3 protein-coding genes, 3 tRNA genes and 5 rRNA genes are annotated in these 18,483 nt (G+C 54.1%); all 11 read left to right on the plus strand.

What is annotated here, in order from left to right; genetic code table 11:
- Nucleotides 1-26 precede the first annotated feature (26 nt).
- The 11 genes from rlmB (at nucleotide 27) to F0M17_RS02800 (ending at nucleotide 18,416) form a co-directional block, all read left to right on the plus strand.
- A complete protein-coding gene (gene rlmB / locus F0M17_RS02750) occupies nucleotides 27-974 on the plus strand; it encodes a 23S rRNA (guanosine(2251)-2'-O)-methyltransferase RlmB (protein WP_149596342.1) in 948 nt (315 codons plus the stop codon).
- A gap of 561 nt (nucleotides 975-1,535) precedes the next feature.
- Nucleotides 1,536-3,061, plus strand: a 16S ribosomal RNA gene (locus F0M17_RS02755).
- Nucleotides 3,062-3,656: 595 nt separating this feature from the next.
- Nucleotides 3,657-6,791 (plus strand): 23S ribosomal RNA (locus tag F0M17_RS02760).
- Nucleotides 6,792-6,956: 165 nt separating this feature from the next.
- Nucleotides 6,957-7,073 (plus strand): 5S ribosomal RNA (rrf, locus tag F0M17_RS02765).
- Together the 16S, 23S and 5S rRNA genes form the textbook arrangement of a ribosomal RNA operon.
- A gap of 1,070 nt (nucleotides 7,074-8,143) precedes the next feature.
- Complete coding sequence (locus F0M17_RS02770) at nucleotides 8,144-9,568, plus strand: amino acid permease (protein WP_149596343.1); 1,425 nt, start codon at nucleotides 8,144-8,146, stop codon at nucleotides 9,566-9,568.
- Between the two features lie 177 nt (nucleotides 9,569-9,745).
- The gene (locus F0M17_RS02775; RefSeq protein WP_149596344.1) at nucleotides 9,746-11,122 is read left to right on the plus strand and encodes an FAD-binding oxidoreductase; all 1,377 of its coding nucleotides are present in this window, start codon (nucleotides 9,746-9,748) and stop codon (nucleotides 11,120-11,122) included.
- Between the two features lie 108 nt (nucleotides 11,123-11,230).
- Nucleotides 11,231-11,304 (plus strand) — tRNA-Pro (locus F0M17_RS02780).
- Nucleotides 11,305-11,594: 290 nt separating this feature from the next.
- A tRNA-Gln gene (locus F0M17_RS02785) sits at nucleotides 11,595-11,666 on the plus strand.
- 47 nt (nucleotides 11,667-11,713) lie between these two features.
- Nucleotides 11,714-11,789, plus strand: a tRNA-Glu gene (locus tag F0M17_RS02790).
- A gap of 1,378 nt (nucleotides 11,790-13,167) precedes the next feature.
- Nucleotides 13,168-14,689, plus strand: a 16S ribosomal RNA gene (locus tag F0M17_RS02795).
- Between the two features lie 592 nt (nucleotides 14,690-15,281).
- Nucleotides 15,282-18,416 (plus strand): 23S ribosomal RNA (locus tag F0M17_RS02800).
- Nucleotides 18,417-18,483: the final 67 nt, after the last annotated feature.

An 18,483-nucleotide genomic window follows, 5' to 3' on the forward strand; every position in this document is an offset into this window, starting at 1 on the left:
ACTCAAAAACCAAAGGACAATTACCAATGAGCAAAAAGGGCCCAACCAAGGGTAGTGGTGGCAAGGGACGTCGATCCCTCGAGGGCAAGGGCCCGACCCCTAAGGCAGAGGACCGCCCGTACCACAAGGCGTACCGTGCCAAGCAGCTTTCCGAGCGCTCGGCTGCCAAGCGCAGCGCCGGCCGCCGTACCGAACGCATCAAGGTCAACGCCGAATTCGTCACCGGACGCAACTCCGTCGTCGAGGCGCTGCGCGCCGGGATCCCTGCCAAGGCGCTGCATGTTGCCATCCGCATCGACGTCGATGACCGTGTCCGCGAATCCCTGAAGCTGGCTGCCGAGCATGGCATCCCGCTGCTGGAGGCATCCAAGCCTGAGCTGGACCGCATGACCGATGACGCGATCCACCAGGGCCTGGCCCTGCAGATCCCGCCATACGAGTACAAGGACGCAGTCCAGCTGGCTACCAAGACCATCAAGGACTTCGACAAGGGCTACACCAAGACCCAGCCCCTGTTCCTGGCACTGGATGGCATCACCGACCCGCGTAACCTGGGCGCGATTGTCCGTTCGGCTTCGGCCTTCGGCGCAGATGGCGTGATTATTCCAGAACGCCGCAGCGTCGGCATGACCGCCTCGGCGTGGAAGACCAGCGCCGGTGCAGCGGTTCGCGTACCTGTTGCCAAGTGCAGCAACCTGACCAGCGCGCTGAAGGAAATCAAGGCTGCCGGCATCTTCGTGATCGGCCTCGACGCCGGTGGCGATATGCAGCTGCCGAACTTCGAATTGGCAACCGGCCCGCTGTGCATCGTGGTTGGTTCCGAAGGCAAGGGCCTGTCCCGGCTGGTTCGCGAAAACTGCGACGCGATCGTGTCGATTCCAATCGACTCGGCCATGGAATCGTTGAATGCTTCGATGGCTGTTGGCATCTCGCTGTACGAGGTATCGCGTTTGCGTGCTGAGAAGGCCAAGTAGCTTCCAAGCATCACGAGTGGGTCATAACTTGCCAAGGCAAGTTATGACCCACGGTCGTTAAGGTGACCCGCTTCATAACAACGAATTTCCGTTGTTTTCAGCCGCTATTCATCTTGGAATGCTGAGGATCCGCATGATTCCGGGGGTTTTAGCCCGCAAGTTCTGGAAACAGGCCGATTTTGCGTCGTGGCGGGATGCGTGTAAAGTTTTATCTCGCGCCGCTGATCCGGACGGCCTGAAAAGGCGAATCGGAAACAGCGGGGTGAACCAGTCTGAAATACCGAATTGACAATGGTCAACGCGGTGGTAAGCTGGAAAAGTTGCTCCCGAGCGAAGCAGTGGCCATCACAGGATGGCTGGTGTGGTGTCGAGAGTGTTTGTTGTTTGAGAACTCAATAGTGTGCCAAGTTTGTTGATACCGAATATTTTTATTTGGTGAATACATAACATTTGCTTGAGGCATTGCACCCCCGTGCAGTGTTCTCGAGTGTTTTATTATTCGCCAGGACTTCATCGGCTTCGCCCTTCTTTTCCAAGGGGTTGCTGGTGGCTTTTTATTTTTTTATGGAGAGTTTGATCCTGGCTCAGGATGAACGCTGGCGGCGTGCTTAACACATGCAAGTCGAACGATGAAGCCCAGCTTGCTGGGTGGATTAGTGGCGAACGGGTGAGTAACACGTGAGTAACCTGCCCCCGACTCTGGGATAAGCCCGGGAAACTGGGTCTAATACCGGATATGACCTTTGACCGCATGGTTGTTGGTGGAAAGATTTATCGGTGGGGGATGGACTCGCGGCCTATCAGCTTGTTGGTGAGGTAATGGCTCACCAAGGCGACGACGGGTAGCCGGCCTGAGAGGGTGACCGGCCACACTGGGACTGAGACACGGCCCAGACTCCTACGGGAGGCAGCAGTGGGGAATATTGCACAATGGGCGAAAGCCTGATGCAGCGACGCCGCGTGAGGGATGACGGCCTTCGGGTTGTAAACCTCTTTCAGTAGGGAAGAAGCGAAAGTGACGGTACCTGCAGAAGAAGCGCCGGCTAACTACGTGCCAGCAGCCGCGGTAATACGTAGGGCGCAAGCGTTATCCGGATTTATTGGGCGTAAAGAGCTCGTAGGCGGTTTGTCGCGTCTGCCGTGAAAGTCCGAGGCTCAACCTCGGATCTGCGGTGGGTACGGGCAGACTAGAGTGATGTAGGGGAGACTGGAATTCCTGGTGTAGCGGTGAAATGCGCAGATATCAGGAGGAACACCGATGGCGAAGGCAGGTCTCTGGGCATTTACTGACGCTGAGGAGCGAAAGCATGGGGAGCGAACAGGATTAGATACCCTGGTAGTCCATGCCGTAAACGTTGGGCACTAGGTGTGGGGGACATTCCACGTTTTCCGCGCCGTAGCTAACGCATTAAGTGCCCCGCCTGGGGAGTACGGCCGCAAGGCTAAAACTCAAAGGAATTGACGGGGGCCCGCACAAGCGGCGGAGCATGCGGATTAATTCGATGCAACGCGAAGAACCTTACCAAGGCTTGACATGTGCCAGACCGCCTCAGAGATGGGGTTTCCCTTCGGGGCTGGTTCACAGGTGGTGCATGGTTGTCGTCAGCTCGTGTCGTGAGATGTTGGGTTAAGTCCCGCAACGAGCGCAACCCTCGTTCCATGTTGCCAGCACGTAGTGGTGGGGACTCATGGGAGACTGCCGGGGTCAACTCGGAGGAAGGTGGGGATGACGTCAAATCATCATGCCCCTTATGTCTTGGGCTTCACGCATGCTACAATGGCCGGTACAATGGGTTGCGATACTGTGAGGTGGAGCTAATCCCTAAAAGCCGGTCTCAGTTCGGATTGGGGTCTGCAACTCGACCCCATGAAGTCGGAGTCGCTAGTAATCGCAGATCAGCAACGCTGCGGTGAATACGTTCCCGGGCCTTGTACACACCGCCCGTCAAGTCACGAAAGTTGGTAACACCCGAAGCCGATGGCCTAACCACCTTGTGTGGGGGGAGTCGTCGAAGGTGGGACTGGCGATTGGGACTAAGTCGTAACAAGGTAGCCGTACCGGAAGGTGCGGCTGGATCACCTCCTTTCTAAGGAGCTAACCATTATTGGTTGCCCATGCTGGACACGAGTGTTGTCCGGGTGGGTTGCTCATGGGTGGAATATCAATGGACTCAATACCGGAAAACGTGCTGGCTGATGCTGGTGCGGGGTATTGGCTGTGGCCGCGTGGTGCTTGGGCATCTGCTAGTACGCATTGCAGGGGTTTTCTTCTTGCGGTGCTGGAATGCGGTGTGTGGGTGTTGTGTGGTTTGTATGGTTTGGCATGCTGTTGGGTTTTGAGGCAACAAGCCTCCTTTCCTGGTGAATGGTTGCCGGGGTTCTTCCTGTGGGGAGGGTCCTGGTGGTGTTCGCTTGGGTGAGGGGTTCTTGGTGTTTCGGTGTTTGTCCTGTGTTTGCTGCAAGGATGTCCTGTTGGATTGATGCTGGCCTTTGGTTGGTGTTGGTTTTGGGGTGTTGTTGCGGGGGTGCGGGGTTGTTGTTTGGGAACTGTATAGTGAACGCGAGCATCTTGCAGATGAGATGAGCTGGGTGGTCCTTTTCCTTGGATTGCCTGGTGTTGGAGTCTTGTCTGCGTGATTTTGTTAGATTGTTTTATTGCTCAATTCTGAGACTTTGATTTGTGTTGAAGTTTTTAAGGGCGCACGGTGGATGCCTTGGCATCAAGAGCCGATGAAGGACGTGGGAATCTGCGATAAGCCTGGTGGAGTCGATAACCGGACGTTGAGGCCAGGATTTCCGAATGGGGGAACCCCGCACCATGTTATGTGGTGTGACCTGCAGCTGAATGTATAGGCTGTGTGGAGGGAACGCGGGAAGTGAAACATCTCAGTACCCGCAGGAAGAGAAAACAACAGTGATTCCGTTAGTAGTGGCGAGCGAACGCGGATGGGGCTAAACCGGTTGGTGTGTGATAGCGGATAGGCGTTGCATCATCGGGGTTGTGGGGTCAGCATGTACCAGCGCTATCTTGCTGGTGGGATGAGGTGCAGGCGTATAGGTGAATCGGTTGGAATGCCGGACCAGAGAGGGTGATAGTCCCGTAGGTGTAATGCGTGTCTGCCGTTCTAGTGTTGATACCCGAGTAGCACGGGGCCCGTGAAACCTTGTGTGAATCTGCCAGGACCACCTGGTAAGCCTGAATACTACTTGATGACCGATAGTGAATCAGTACCGTGAGGGAATGGTGAAAAGTACCCCGGGAGGGGAGTGAAATAGTACCTGAAACCGTGCGCTTACAATCCGTTAGAGCTGGGGACTTGTTCCCTGGTGATGGCGTGCCTTTTGAAGAATGAGCCTGCGAGTTAGTGTTACGTCGCGAGGTTAACCCGTGTGGGGAAGCCGTAGCGAAAGCGAGTCTGAATAGGGCGTTTGAGTGGCGTGATCTAGACCCGAAGCGAAGTGATCTACCCATGGCCAGGTTGAAGCGCGTGTAAGAGCGTGTGGAGGACCGAACCCACTTCAGTTGAAAATGGAGGGGATGAGCTGTGGGTAGGGGTGAAAGGCCAATCAAACTTCGTGATAGCTGGTTCTCCCCGAAATGCATTTAGGTGCAGCGTTGCGTGTTTCTTGCTGGAGGTAGAGCTACTGGATAGGCGATGGGCCCTACAAGGTTACTGACCTTAGCCAAACTCCGAATGCCGGCAAGTGAGAGCGCAGCAGTGAGACTGTGGGGGATAAGCTTCATAGTCGAGAGGGAAACAGCCCAGAACGCCAACTAAGGCCCCTAAGCGTGTGCTAAGTGGAAAAGGATGTGGAGTTGCTGTGACAACCAGGAGGTTGGCTTAGAAGCAGCCACCCTTGAAAGAGTGCGTAATAGCTCACTGGTCAAGTGATTCCGCGCCGATAATGTAGCGGGGCTCAAGCACACCGCCGAAGTTGCGTCATTCAAATATTAACCTGGTTTCGATTGGGTGTTTGGATGGGTAGGGGAGCGTCGTGTGGACGGTGAAGTCGCGGTGTAAACCAGCGGTGGAGGCCACACGAGTGAGAATGCAGGCATGAGTAGCGAATGACGGGTGAGAAACCCGTCCGCCGAATGATCAAGGGTTCCAGGGTTAAGCTAATCTGCCCTGGGTTAGTCGGGACCTAAGGCGAGGCCGACAGGCGTAGTCGATGGACAACGGGTTGATATTCCCGTACCGGCGAAGGACCGCCCATACTGAGCTGTGGATGCTAACCATGACGGATCCGGTGATTTGTTCCTTCGGGAATGGTTGCTGGTGGTGTGGTGGGAACCGATGCAGTGAGGTCAGCGTATTAACAGGTGTGACGCAGGAAGGTAGCCGAGCCAGGCAATGGAATTGACCTGGTCCAAGGGTGTAGGAAGAGCGGTTGGCAAATCCGCCGCTCATGTATTCTGAGACCTGATAGGCGCCCCGTTTATGGGGTGATTCGGTGATCCTATGCTGCCTAGAAAAGCATCGGCGCGAGGTCCCAGTCCGCCCGTACCCCAAACCGACACAGGTGATCAGGTAGAGAATACTAAGGCGATCGAGAGAATCATGGTTAAGGAACTCGGCAAAATGCCCCCGTAACTTCGGAAGAAGGGGGGCCTGCCCCGTGATGAGAACTTGCTTCTCTGATGCGGGTGTGGGCCGCAGAGACCAGGGGGAAGCGACTGTTTACTAAAAACACAGGTCCGTGCGAAGTCGCAAGACGATGTATACGGACTGACTCCTGCCCGGTGCTGGAAGGTTAAGAGGACTGGTTAGTCACTTTTGTGGCGAAGCTGAGAATTTAAGCCCCAGTAAACGGCGGTGGTAACTATAACCATCCTAAGGTAGCGAAATTCCTTGTCGGGTAAGTTCCGACCTGCACGAATGGAGTAACGACTTCCCCGCTGTCTCAACCATGAACTCGGCGAAATTGCAGTACGAGTAAAGATGCTCGTTACGCGCAGCAGGACGGAAAGACCCGAGACCTTTACTATAGTTTGGTATTGGTGTTCGGTGCAGCTTGTGTAGGATAGGTGGGAGACTGTGAAGCTTGGACGCTAGTCCAGGTGGAGTCATCGTTGAAATACCACTCTGGCTGTACCGGTCACCTAACTTCGGACCATGATCTGGTTCAGGGACAGTGCCTGATGGGTAGTTTAACTGGGGCGGTTGCCTCCTAAAATGTAACGGAGGCGCCCAAAGGTTCCCTCAGCCTGGTTGGCAATCAGGTGTCGAGTGTAAGTGCACAAGGGAGCTTGACTGTGAGAGTGACAGCTCGAGCAGGGACGAAAGTCGGGACTAGTGATCCGGCGGCACCTCGTGGAAGGGCCGTCGCTCAACGGATAAAAGGTACCTCGGGGATAACAGGCTGATCTTGCCCAAGAGTCCATATCGACGGCATGGTTTGGCACCTCGATGTCGGCTCGTCGCATCCTGGGGCTGGAGTAGGTCCCAAGGGTTGGGCTGTTCGCCCATTAAAGCGGTACGCGAGCTGGGTTTAGAACGTCGTGAGACAGTTCGGTCCCTATCCGCTGCGCGCGTTGGAAATTTGAGAAGGGCTGTCCTTAGTACGAGAGGACCGGGACGGACGAACCTCTGGTGTGTCAGTTGTACTGCCAAGTGCATCGCTGATTAGCTACGTTTGGAAGGGATAACCGCTGAAAGCATCTAAGCGGGAAGCCTGCTTCGAGATGAGATTTCCATGCACCTTTGTGTGTGAGAGGCCCCCAGCTAGACCACTGGGTTGATAGGCAGGATGTGGAAGCAAGGACTGAAGACTTGTGCAGCTGACCTGTACTAATAGGCCGATGGCTTACAACACACAATAAAACAATAATTTGAACTGATATTTTTCAATGCTGTTCGCGTTCACTATGCGGTTACGAGACAACAACCTCTAACCAATAAATGCAAGATGAGTTACAAGACTTTGTAGCACCGGAAAACACTGACCAGGAAATATTTGGTTTGTGTGCTTCGTGATTGTTACGGCGGTCATAGCGTGGGGGAAACGCCCGGTCCCATACCGAACCCGGAAGCTAAGGCCCATTGCGCCGATGGTACTGCACTCGTGAGGGTGTGGGAGAGTAGGTCACCGCCGGACTTAACCTAAGTGGGTTTGAGGCTCTAGCCAGTGATGGTTGGAGCCTCACCTGTTTAACCCGCAGGAGTGCGGCCAGGTGCTATTGCCTGGCCTGTTCGTGTTTAAGGGGGTTTGGCCGCTGGCCGCTGCCGCGGCCCGCCCGCAACGGATCAGGCCGGCATTGGGTTGCGGTGCCAGCTGTGATGACTAGCAACCTTAAAGGATTGAACTTCAACTTAGTCCGATAGCCGATGTTCGAGTGCAACCGGGTAGGGGGCAGAGGATTGTTTTCTAGTTTCAATTGTTTCCACTGACGGGTGGTTGCCAGGCATGCCAGATGGTGTCATAGCCAATTGAAAACTGCCTGCGCCAAGCTAAAATGCTCCCCTACTCTCAACTTCGTTATCCTGCTTGACGCTATCGATTAGCTCCGTCCAGTTCTTCGCCGGGTTCGATCGCCCGGCGAAATAATACTGCTAGATCGAGGCAAGTCGAGCGGTGCAGGACGTGACTTCCAAGCAAAAGTGGCAGCCACGTTTCGTCGCGTGATTCTCGACTGAGCGCCAGCGTCATTGGCTGTTTTGACCTGTTCTCAAGTCCACGAGCAATCACTTAGTTCGGCTTTTCCGACGACTGGGCACCGAATCCGCAATTGCGAGGCCTCGCACCTCTTTTTACGAAAGCACTGACATAGGCGCACAGCAGAAGCCTCGGCCTCCAATAGATCGCCTGTGGTCCACAGATGCGTGTTCCTGCTGTCAGTTTTCCGGAGCGCACCACTTTGTCGGTTGGCTAGTTCAGGAGGCTGTGGCGGCAATGCGCACGGAGCCAGACCAGATAAACATTTCCATGCCAGCTCTAGTGGGCGAAGCTCCAAGAGGCTTATCATGACGATTCAATAAAGCCCTTGAAAGAACTGCAGTCCGGTATCTCAGCTTCAAATTATCACTAGTCTGAGGTACCGGACTCTCTTGACCATTTCGCCGATCCGACATGCTTGTGACTGCGATTACATAGGTGGCGGGGGTTGAAGCGCACCAGCAAAGGTGAGTAGGAGCCCACTGAGCATCTAGGAATCACGGAGGAGCAATATGCGAACTAGCCAGACAAGCCAAAACTTGAAACGCGGCTTGAGTACACGGCATATCAGATTTATCGCCCTAGGGTCTGCCATCGGCACTGGCTTATTCTACGGTTCTGCAAGCGCCATTCAAATGGCTGGTCCAGCCGTGCTGCTGGCCTACATACTCGGTGGCGCAGTGGTGTTCATGGTGATGCGTGCGTTGGGAGAAATGGCCGTCCGCAATCCGACCTCCGGCTCATTCGGCAACTATGCCACTGAATTTGTTGGCCGTTTCGCTGGCTTCGCCACAGGGTGGACTTACACCTTTGAAATGTTTGTGGTGGCTCTGGCAGATGTGACAGCTTTTGGCGTGTATATGGGCTTCTGGTTCCCTAACGTTGAACGATGGATCTGGATCCTGGCGGTTGTTTTCTTCATCGCTGCCGTGAACCTGCTTTCGGTCAAAGTCTTCGGGGAACTGGAGTTCTGGTTCTCGCTGGTCAAGGTCGTCGCCATCGTTGCAATGATCGCCGGTGGAGTTCTCGTAATCGTCTTCGGTCTGGGAAATCAAAGCGAAGGCGCTGCTGGTCTTTCCAATCTCTTCGCTAACGAGGGTTTCATGCCGCACGGCATTTGGGGAGTTCTCGCCTCGCTGACGATCGTCATGTTTGCCTTCGGTGGCACCGAGGTAATCGGCATTACTGCCGGCGAAGCACAAAACCCCCGAAAGGTCATACCGCAGGCGATCAACTCTGTCCCAGTGCGCATCCTATTGTTCTACGTACTGACGCTCGGTGTCATCATGTGCATTCAGCCGTGGAACACGATCGATGGCAATGAGAGTCCATTCGTCTCGATCTTCTCCAGCATCGGTTTCTCGTCTGCAGCGAACGTTCTGAATTTCATCGTCATCACAGCGGCACTTTCAGCAATCAACGCGGACATCTTCGGCGCAGGACGCATGATTCACGGCATGGCCAAGCAAGGCCAGGCACCCCAGGTGTTCACGAAGACCACGGCTAACGGTGTCCCATGGGTGACATCTTTATCGATGATCGGTGCGCTGCTTATCGGTGTCGTGCTGAACATATGGTTCGAAGACCAGATCTTCTTCCTGATCGCTGCATTGGCTACGTTCGCGACCGTTGTCGTTTGGTCGATGATCTTGATCTCGCATATCCGGATGAAGCATCGGATAGACAGAGATGCTCTTGAACCATCAGCATTCCCAGTTCCGTTGTGGCCCGTGGGCAGCTACTTGGCGTTGGCCTTCATGATCTTTGTGATCGTCCTTATTGGCATTATTCCGGAAACGCGCAGTGCGCTCATTACTGGTCTAATTTGGGTTGCAATCCTGGGCATCTGCTATCGGCTGTTCGTAAGAGTAAAGGCTAGTCCAGCTGAAACCCAAGCAACGAAGATGGAAGAGACTTCAGCAGCTGAACGGCGATAGCCTCAAAGAATGCTGGGGCCGTGACCTAGGCCTGCTGCAAGGTGACCCGTAATGAGGGCACAAACAGCGCCGTGCACCGGACAGCTATTGCATAGGCAAGTCATCTAGTTCACCTTTGCCTGCCGTAAGCCTTAGTCTCAGGTAAATACCTGCAGACACCGACTCGTGGAGATGACGATGGCAACTACCCACGCTGAATTCCTAGATGCCTTAAGCGCAGCGTTACCGGACGGAGCCCTCGAAACATCGCGTGTGGTGCTTCGAGAAAACTCCAGGGACTTCGGGCAATTGTCGGGGAATCCCGTTGAATCGCTAGCCGTGGTTTTCGCCAGTTCCGTAGCGGATGTCCAACATGTTCTACGCTTGGCCACTGAATACAAGGTGCCGGTGATTAGCCGCGGTGCCGGCACTGGTGTTTCCGGGGGCGTTCACGTGCTAGGCGATGCCATCGTGTTGAACCTGAGCAGAATGAATAGAATTCTAGAAATCCGCCCGGAAGATGAAGTTGCTGTTGTTGAACCTGGCGTCATCAATCATCAGCTGAACGAAGCCGTTGCAGAATTTGGTCTCATGTATGCCCCGGATACTGCGAGCTACAAGATGTCGACGATCGGCGGCAATATCGCTACCTATGCTGGTGGTTTGCGTTGCGCGAAATATGGCGTCACTCGTGAATCTGTCCTCTCACTAGACGTCGTATTGGCTGACGGCCGGCTAATCCGAGTTGGCAAGAATACGTTCAAGGGCGTCGCTGGCTATGATCTCGCTGCCCTATTCACAGGGTCCGAGGGCACATTGGGCGTCGTCGTTCGCGCAGTTGTTCGATTGCGCTATCTTCCAGTGGATGAAAGGGACATAACGCTATTGTTCCCCAGCTTGGAGGCGGCGGTCGAAGGCGTTCAATTGATTGCCAAAGCTAGAATCCAACCTGCCATTCTGGAACTGATCGATCACTCGACGTTGCTCATTCTCGATGAACAGTACTCAACGAATTACGCAGGCCTCGGCGGTGCCATGTTGCTGGCTCGACTAGATGGCTATGGCGCCGAGCGTGAAGAATCTGCTCTCCGTGAAGTTTTCGAAGAACGCAATGCACAGCTAAGCAATTCAGCGGATCCCAGAGCTATGAAGCTGATCGAAATGCGCCGAACCAGCCGCGGTGATACCAAAGATGATGCTTACCGGACTGGCGAAGATGTCGCCATTCCGAAAAGCAGAATGGTTGAATACGTGCACCACGTTCAACAAGTGGCACGCGAAGAGAACGTCGACATGCGGATGATTTCGCATGTGGGCGATGGCAATCTGCACCCGACATTCTCTGTAGAACCAGAAGACGGTGTGGACCCCTTAGCCAGGCTAGACCGTGCGGTTGAAGCCTCAGTGCGCATTGCTTTGGAACTAGGCGGCACGATTACCGGTGAACACGGTGTCGGATTGATTAAAAAGGATTGGTTGCAATGGGAGCAATCAAGTGAAGTGGTCGAACTCCAACAGCAGATCAAACGTCTTCTGGATCCGTTGAATATCTTGAATCCCGGGAAAGCCATTTAAAGTAAGAACCTACGAGGGGCAGCCAATGAACTGGCGATGCGAAACGCGCAGGCATGGCGGACTCTGAAAATAGTCCTGCACGGGTGTATAGTGAAAGGGTTGTAACCACGGGATATGGCGCAGCTTGGTAGCGCGCGTCGTTCGGGACGACGAGGTCGCAGGTTCAAATCCTGTTATCCCGACTTGCAGCAAAAGGGGGAACTACGGTTCCCCCTTTTTTTGCGTTAAGCCGCCCCAGCAACACCCGGTAAAACCTAAATAGCCTTCTGGGTTTTAGGGGGCAATTTGAAGGCTGTCCTGTAGCGAATGGCAGTTCCATAACAAGCGTTCCAGCAAACGAGCTGCAGATCACTCGAGGATATCGCCTCAGGATGTGCGATCTGAGATTTTTTTAGGTATAGTTATATCTCGTGCTAAGGCATTCAATGCGGATCAGCTTCGGCTGCTGAAGCAAACGAATACCAAGTCACATTGGGATATGGTGTAATTGGCAACACAACGGTTTCTGGTTCCGTCATTCTAGGTTCGAGTCCTGGTATCCCAGCGCTTCACCAAAGAAATTTGGTGAGCTGAAGATTTTCTTCAGCATACGGCCCCATCGTATAGCGGCCTAGTACTCTGCCCTCTCACGGCAGCAACACGGGTTCGAATCCCGTTGGGGTCACCAAAGCAAAAAAATCGCGGAACTTATGTTCCGCGATTTTTTTATGCACGGAAACTATGGACGGTTTCGAATTCGGCTTTAACTGGAGCTTCCCCAAACTAGGCATCCCTTCGACAAGGCCGGCCTGGTTTGCAGTTCTAATGTGGATGACGGGACACTGGCCGTAGAGCCGTAGAGCCGTAGAGCCGTAGAGCCGTAGAGCCGTAGAGCCGTAGAGCCGTAGAGCCGTAGAGCCGTAGAGCCGTAGAGCCGTAGAGCCGTAGAGCCGTAGAGCCGTAGAGCCGTAGAGCCACCACTGCGTTTCAACGATCTCTTCATAGGTCCTACTGAAACCTGTCGTGATCGCCTGAGTCGTTGGCTCAATGGATGTACCAGTGAAATACGGACTGACTCAGATTGCGCGCAACACTGAAACGGCATCGAAGGTAGGCCGGCGCCTTCTTGGGTGTAGAACGACACGGTATCCGTCTTGCCTCGTTGCGAATCATGAACTCCCGTTTTACGGCCTGCGGGACTAGTCCACTCCAGATCACCTGTGGCTAGGGCAACGGCCACCGTGGCGTCCAAGCGCCGTTCGACGCCTAACTTTTGATGACATTACTTTTGGCTACAAACGAATACAGCCCATCGAATTCTTCTGCATAGCGATTGCAGCTAGGGGATTTACCGTGGCGGCACTTTGGGTGTCTGGTCAAGGTTCTTGGAATCACGGGGTCCTACGTTTATCCCGCATGGACCAGGCGTTCACAGGCTGCATTGCTGACATCCGTTTCGATGCTTTGCTTAGCATGGTCTTCGGATCCTGGGCATTGACGATTCTGCCATCCTGGGAATGTTCGCTATTCGTATGGAGATCCAGCAGACATCGAGGCGAGGGCCCTTAGATTCTCGAACCAATGCGAAAGACTCTTGGGGCGTGCCAATATGCCGCCGTGGAACATGCCCTCATAGTGTAACGACGATCACTGCAAAAAGCGTCCTATCGATTTGCGGAGCCCTGAAAACCTGTGTATAGTTTTTATCTGTTGCCGGAACGGAAACACCACGGAATCTACCGAATGTTTACCCGGCAGCCAATCACTTTCTACTCAAGGTTTTCCACCGATTTTGATCGGATTAGGAACTCTGGTAAGTTGGAAAAGTTGCTCCGGAGCGAAGCAGTCATCGAAGGATTGGTGGTTGTGGTGTCGAGAGTGTTTGTTGTTTGAGAACTCAATAGTGTGCCAAGTTTGTTGATACCGAATATTTTTATTTGGTGAATACATAACATTTGCTTGAGGCATTGCACCCCCGTGCAGTGTTCTTGAGTGTTTTATTATTCGCCAGGACTTCATCGGCTTCGCCCTTCTTTTCCAAGGGGTTGCTGGTGGCTTTTTATTTTTTTATGGAGAGTTTGATCCTGGCTCAGGATGAACGCTGGCGGCGTGCTTAACACATGCAAGTCGAACGATGAAGCCCAGCTTGCTGGGTGGATTAGTGGCGAACGGGTGAGTAACACGTGAGTAACCTGCCCCGACTCTGGATAAGCCCGGGAAACTGGGTCTAATACCGGATATGACCTTTGACCGCATGGTTGTTGGTGGAAAGATTTATCGGTGGGGGATGGACTCGCGGCCTATCAGCTTGTTGGTGAGGTAATGGCTCACCAAGGCGACGACGGGTAGCCGGCCTGAGAGGGTGACCGGCCACACTGGGACTGAGACACGGCCCAGACTCCTACGGGAGGCAGCAGTGGGGAATATTGCACAATGGGCGAAAGCCTGATGCAGCGACGCCGCGTGAGGGATGACGGCCTTCGGGTTGTAAACCTCTTTCAGTAGGGAAGAAGCGAAAGTGACGGTACCTGCAGAAGAAGCGCCGGCTAACTACGTGCCAGCAGCCGCGGTAATACGTAGGGCGCAAGCGTTATCCGGATTTATTGGGCGTAAAGAGCTCGTAGGCGGTTTGTCGCGTCTGCCGTGAAAGTCCGAGGCTCAACCTCGGATCTGCGGTGGGTACGGGCAGACTAGAGTGATGTAGGGGAGACTGGAATTCCTGGTGTAGCGGTGAAATGCGCAGATATCAGGAGGAACACCGATGGCGAAGGCAGGTCTCTGGGCATTTACTGACGCTGAGGAGCGAAAGCATGGGGAGCGAACAGGATTAGATACCCTGGTAGTCCATGCCGTAAACGTTGGGCACTAGGTGTGGGGGACATTCCACGTTTTCCGCGCCGTAGCTAACGCATTAAGTGCCCCGCCTGGGGAGTACGGCCGCAAGGCTAAAACTCAAAGGAATTGACGGGGGCCCGCACAAGCGGCGGAGCATGCGGATTAATTCGATGCAACGCGAAGAACCTTACCAAGGCTTGACATGTGCCAGACCGCCTCAGAGATGGGGTTTCCCTTCGGGCTGGTTCACAGGTGGTGCATGGTTGTCGTCAGCTCGTGTCGTGAGATGTTGGGTTAAGTCCCGCAACGAGCGCAACCCTCGTTCCATGTTGCCAGCACGTAGTGGTGGGGACTCATGGGAGACTGCCGGGGTCAACTCGGAGGAAGGTGGGGATGACGTCAAATCATCATGCCCCTTATGTCTTGGGCTTCACGCATGCTACAATGGCCGGTACAATGGGTTGCGATACTGTGAGGTGGAGCTAATCCCTAAAAGCCGGTCTCAGTTCGGATTGGGGTCTGCAACTCGACCCCATGAAGTCGGAGTCGCTAGTAATCGCAGATCAGCAACGCTGCGGTGAATACGTTCCCGGGCCTTGTACACACCGCCCGTCAAGTCACGAAAGTTGGTAACACCCGAAGCCGATGGCCTAACCACCTTGTGTGGGGGAGTCGTCGAAGGTGGGACTGGCGATTGGGACTAAGTCGTAACAAGGTAGCCGTACCGGAAGGTGCGGCTGGATCACCTCCTTTCTAAGGAGCTAACCATTATTGGTTGCCCATGCTGGACACGAGTGTTGTCCGGGTGGGTTGCTCATGGGTGGAATATCAATGGACTCAATACCGGAAAACGTGCTGGCTGATGCTGGTGCGGGTATTGGCTGTGGCCGCGTGGTGCTTGGGCATCTGCTAGTACGCATTGCAGGGGTTTTCTTCTTGCGGTGCTGGAATGCGGTGTGTGGGTGTTGTGTGGTTTGTATGGTTTGGCATGCTGTTGGGTTTTGAGGCAACAAGCCTCCTTTCCTGGTGAATGGTTGCCGGGGTTCTTCCTGTGGGGAGGGTCCTGGTGGTGTTCGCTTGGGTGAGGGGTTCTTGGTGTTTCGGTGTTTGTCCTGTGTTTGCTGCAAGGATGTCCTGTTGGATTGATGCTGGCCTTTGGTTGGTGTTGGTTTTGGGTGTTGTTGCGGGGGTGCGGGTTGTTGTTTGGGAACTGTATAGTGAACGCGAGCATCTTGCAGATGAGATGAGCTGGGTGGTCCTTTTCCTTGGATTGCCTGGTGTTGGAGTCTTGTCTGCGTGATTTTGTTAGATTGTTTTATTGCTCAATTCTGAGACTTTGATTTGTGTTGAAGTTTTTAAGGGCGCACGGTGGATGCCTTGGCATCAAGAGCCGATGAAGGACGTGGGAATCTGCGATAAGCCTGGTGGAGTCGATAACCGGACGTTGAGGCCAGGATTTCCGAATGGGGGAACCCCGCACCATGTTATGTGGTGTGACCTGCAGCTGAATGTATAGGCTGTGTGGAGGGAACGCGGGGAAGTGAAACATCTCAGTACCCGCAGGAAGAGAAAACAATAGTGATTCCGTTAGTAGTGGCGAGCGAACGCGGATGGGGCTAAACCGGTTGGTGTGTGATAGCGGATAGGCGTTGCATCATCGGGGTTGTGGGGTTGACATGTACCAGCGCTATCTTGCTGGTGGGATGAGGTGCAGGCGTATAGGTGAATCGGTTGGAATGCCGGACCAGAGAGGGTGATAGTCCCGTAGGTGTAATGCGTGTCTGCCGTTCTAGTGTTGATACCCGAGTAGCACGGGGCCCGTGAAACCTTGTGTGAATCTGCCAGGACCACCTGGTAAGCCTGAATACTACTTGATGACCGATAGTGAATCAGTACCGTGAGGGAATGGTGAAAAGTACCCCGGGAGGGGAGTGAAATAGTACCTGAAACCGTGCGCTTACAATCCGTTAGAGCCATGCCTTGTGTGTGGTGATGGCGTGCCTTTTGAAGAATGAGCCTGCGAGTTAGTGTTACGTCGCGAGGTTAACCCGTGGGGGGAAGCCGTAGCGAAAGCGAGTCTGAATAGGGCGTTTGAGTGGCGTGATCTAGACCCGAAGCGAAGTGATCTACCCATGGCCAGGTTGAAGCGCGTGTAAGAGCGTGTGGAGGACCGAACCCACTTCAGTTGAAAATGGAGGGGATGAGCTGTGGGTAGGGGTGAAAGGCCAATCAAACTTCGTGATAGCTGGTTCTCCCCGAAATGCATTTAGGTGCAGCGTTGCGTGTTTCTTGCTGGAGGTAGAGCTACTGGATAGGCGATGGGCCCTACAAGGTTACTGACCTTAGCCAAACTCCGAATGCCGGCAAGTGAGAGCGCAGCAGTGAGACTGTGGGGGATAAGCTTCATAGTCGAGAGGGAAACAGCCCAGAACGCCAACTAAGGCCCCTAAGCGTGTGCTAAGTGGAAAAGGATGTGGAGTTGCTGTGACAACCAGGAGGTTGGCTTAGAAGCAGCCACCCTTGAAAGAGTGCGTAATAGCTCACTGGTCAAGTGATTCCGCGCCGATAATGTAGCGGGGCTCAAGCACACCGCCGAAGTTGCGTCATTCAAATATTAACCTGGTTTCGATTGGGTGTTTGGATGGGTAGGGGAGCGTCGTGTGGACGGTGAAGTCGCGGTGTAAACCAGCGGTGGAGGCCACACGAGTGAGAATGCAGGCATGAGTAGCGAATGACGGGTGAGAAACCCGTCCGCCGAATGATCAAGGGTTCCAGGGTTAAGCTAATCTGCCCTGGGTTAGTCGGGACCTAAGGCGAGGCCGACAGGCGTAGTCGATGGACAACGGGTTGATATTCCCGTACCGGCGAAGGACCGCCCATACTGAGCTGTGGATGCTAACCATGACGGATCCGGTGATTTGTTCCTTCGGGAATGGTTGCTGGTGGTGTGGTGGGAACCGATGCAGTGAGGTCAGCGTATTAACAGGTGTGACGCAGGAAGGTAGCCGAGCCAGGCAATGGAATTGACCTGGTCCAAGGGTGTAGGAAGAGCGGTTGGCAAATCCGCCGCTCATGTATTCTGAGACCTGATAGGCGCCCCGTTTATGGGGTGATTCGGTGATCCTATGCTGCCTAGAAAAGCATCGGCGCGAGGTCCCAGTCCGCCCGTACCCCAAACCGACACAGGTGATCAGGTAGAGAATACTAAGGCGATCGAGAGAATCATGGTTAAGGAACTCGGCAAAATGCCCCCGTAACTTCGGAAGAAGGGGGGCCTGCCCCGTGATGAGAACTTGCTTCTCTGATGCGGGTGTGGGCCGCAGAGACCAGGGGGAAGCGACTGTTTACTAAAAACACAGGTCCGTGCGAAGTCGCAAGACGATGTATACGGACTGACTCCTGCCCGGTGCTGGAAGGTTAAGAGGACTGGTTAGTCACTTTTGTGGCGAAGCTGAGAATTTAAGCCCCAGTAAACGGCGGTGGTAACTATAACCATCCTAAGGTAGCGAAATTCCTTGTCGGGTAAGTTCCGACCTGCACGAATGGAGTAACGACTTCCCCGCTGTCTCAACCATGAACTCGGCGAAATTGCAGTACGAGTAAAGATGCTCGTTACGCGCAGCAGGACGGAAAGACCCCGAGACCTTTACTATAGTTTGGTATTGGTGTTCGGTGCAGCTTGTGTAGGATAGGTGGGAGACTGTGAAGCTTGGACGCTAGTCCAGGTGGAGTCATCGTTGAAATACCACTCTGGCTGTACCGGTCACCTAACTTCGGACCATGATCTGGTTCAGGGACAGTGCCTGATGGGTAGTTTAACTGGGGCGGTTGCCTCCTAAAATGTAACGGAGGCGCCCAAAGGTTCCCTCAGCCTGGTTGGCAATCAGGTGTCGAGTGTAAGTGCACAAGGGAGCTTGACTGTGAGAGTGACAGCTCGAGCAGGGACGAAAGTCGGGACTAGTGATCCGGCGGCACCTCGTGGAAGGGCCGTCGCTCAACGGATAAAAGGTACCTCGGGGATAACAGGCTGATCTTGCCCAAGAGTCCATATCGACGGCATGGTTTGGCACCTCGATGTCGGCTCGTCGCATCCTGGGGCTGGAGTAGGTCCCAAGGGTTGGGCTGTTCGCCCATTAAAGCGGTACGCGAGCTGGGTTTAGAACGTCGTGAGACAGTTCGGTCCCTATCCGCTGCGCGCGTTGGAAATTTGAGAAGGGCTGTCCTTAGTACGAGAGGACCGGGACGGACGAACCTCTGGTGTGTCAGTTGTACTGCCAAGTGCATCGCTGATTAGCTACGTTTGGAAGGGATAACCGCTGAAAGCATCTAAGCGGGAAGCCTGCTTCGAGATGAGATTTCCATGCACCTTTGTGTGTGAGAGGCCCCCAGCTAGACCACTGGGTTGATAGGCAGGATGTGGAAGCAAGGACTGAAGACTTGTGCAGCTGACCTGTACTAATAGGCCGATGGCTTACAACACACAATAAAACAATAATTTGAACTGATATTTTTCAATGCTGTTCGCGTTCACTATGCGGTTACGAGAC

The sequence above is a fragment of the Glutamicibacter sp. ZJUTW genome (genome assembly GCF_008370855.1).
Taxonomy (GTDB): Bacteria; Actinomycetota; Actinomycetes; order Actinomycetales; family Micrococcaceae; genus Glutamicibacter; species Glutamicibacter nicotianae.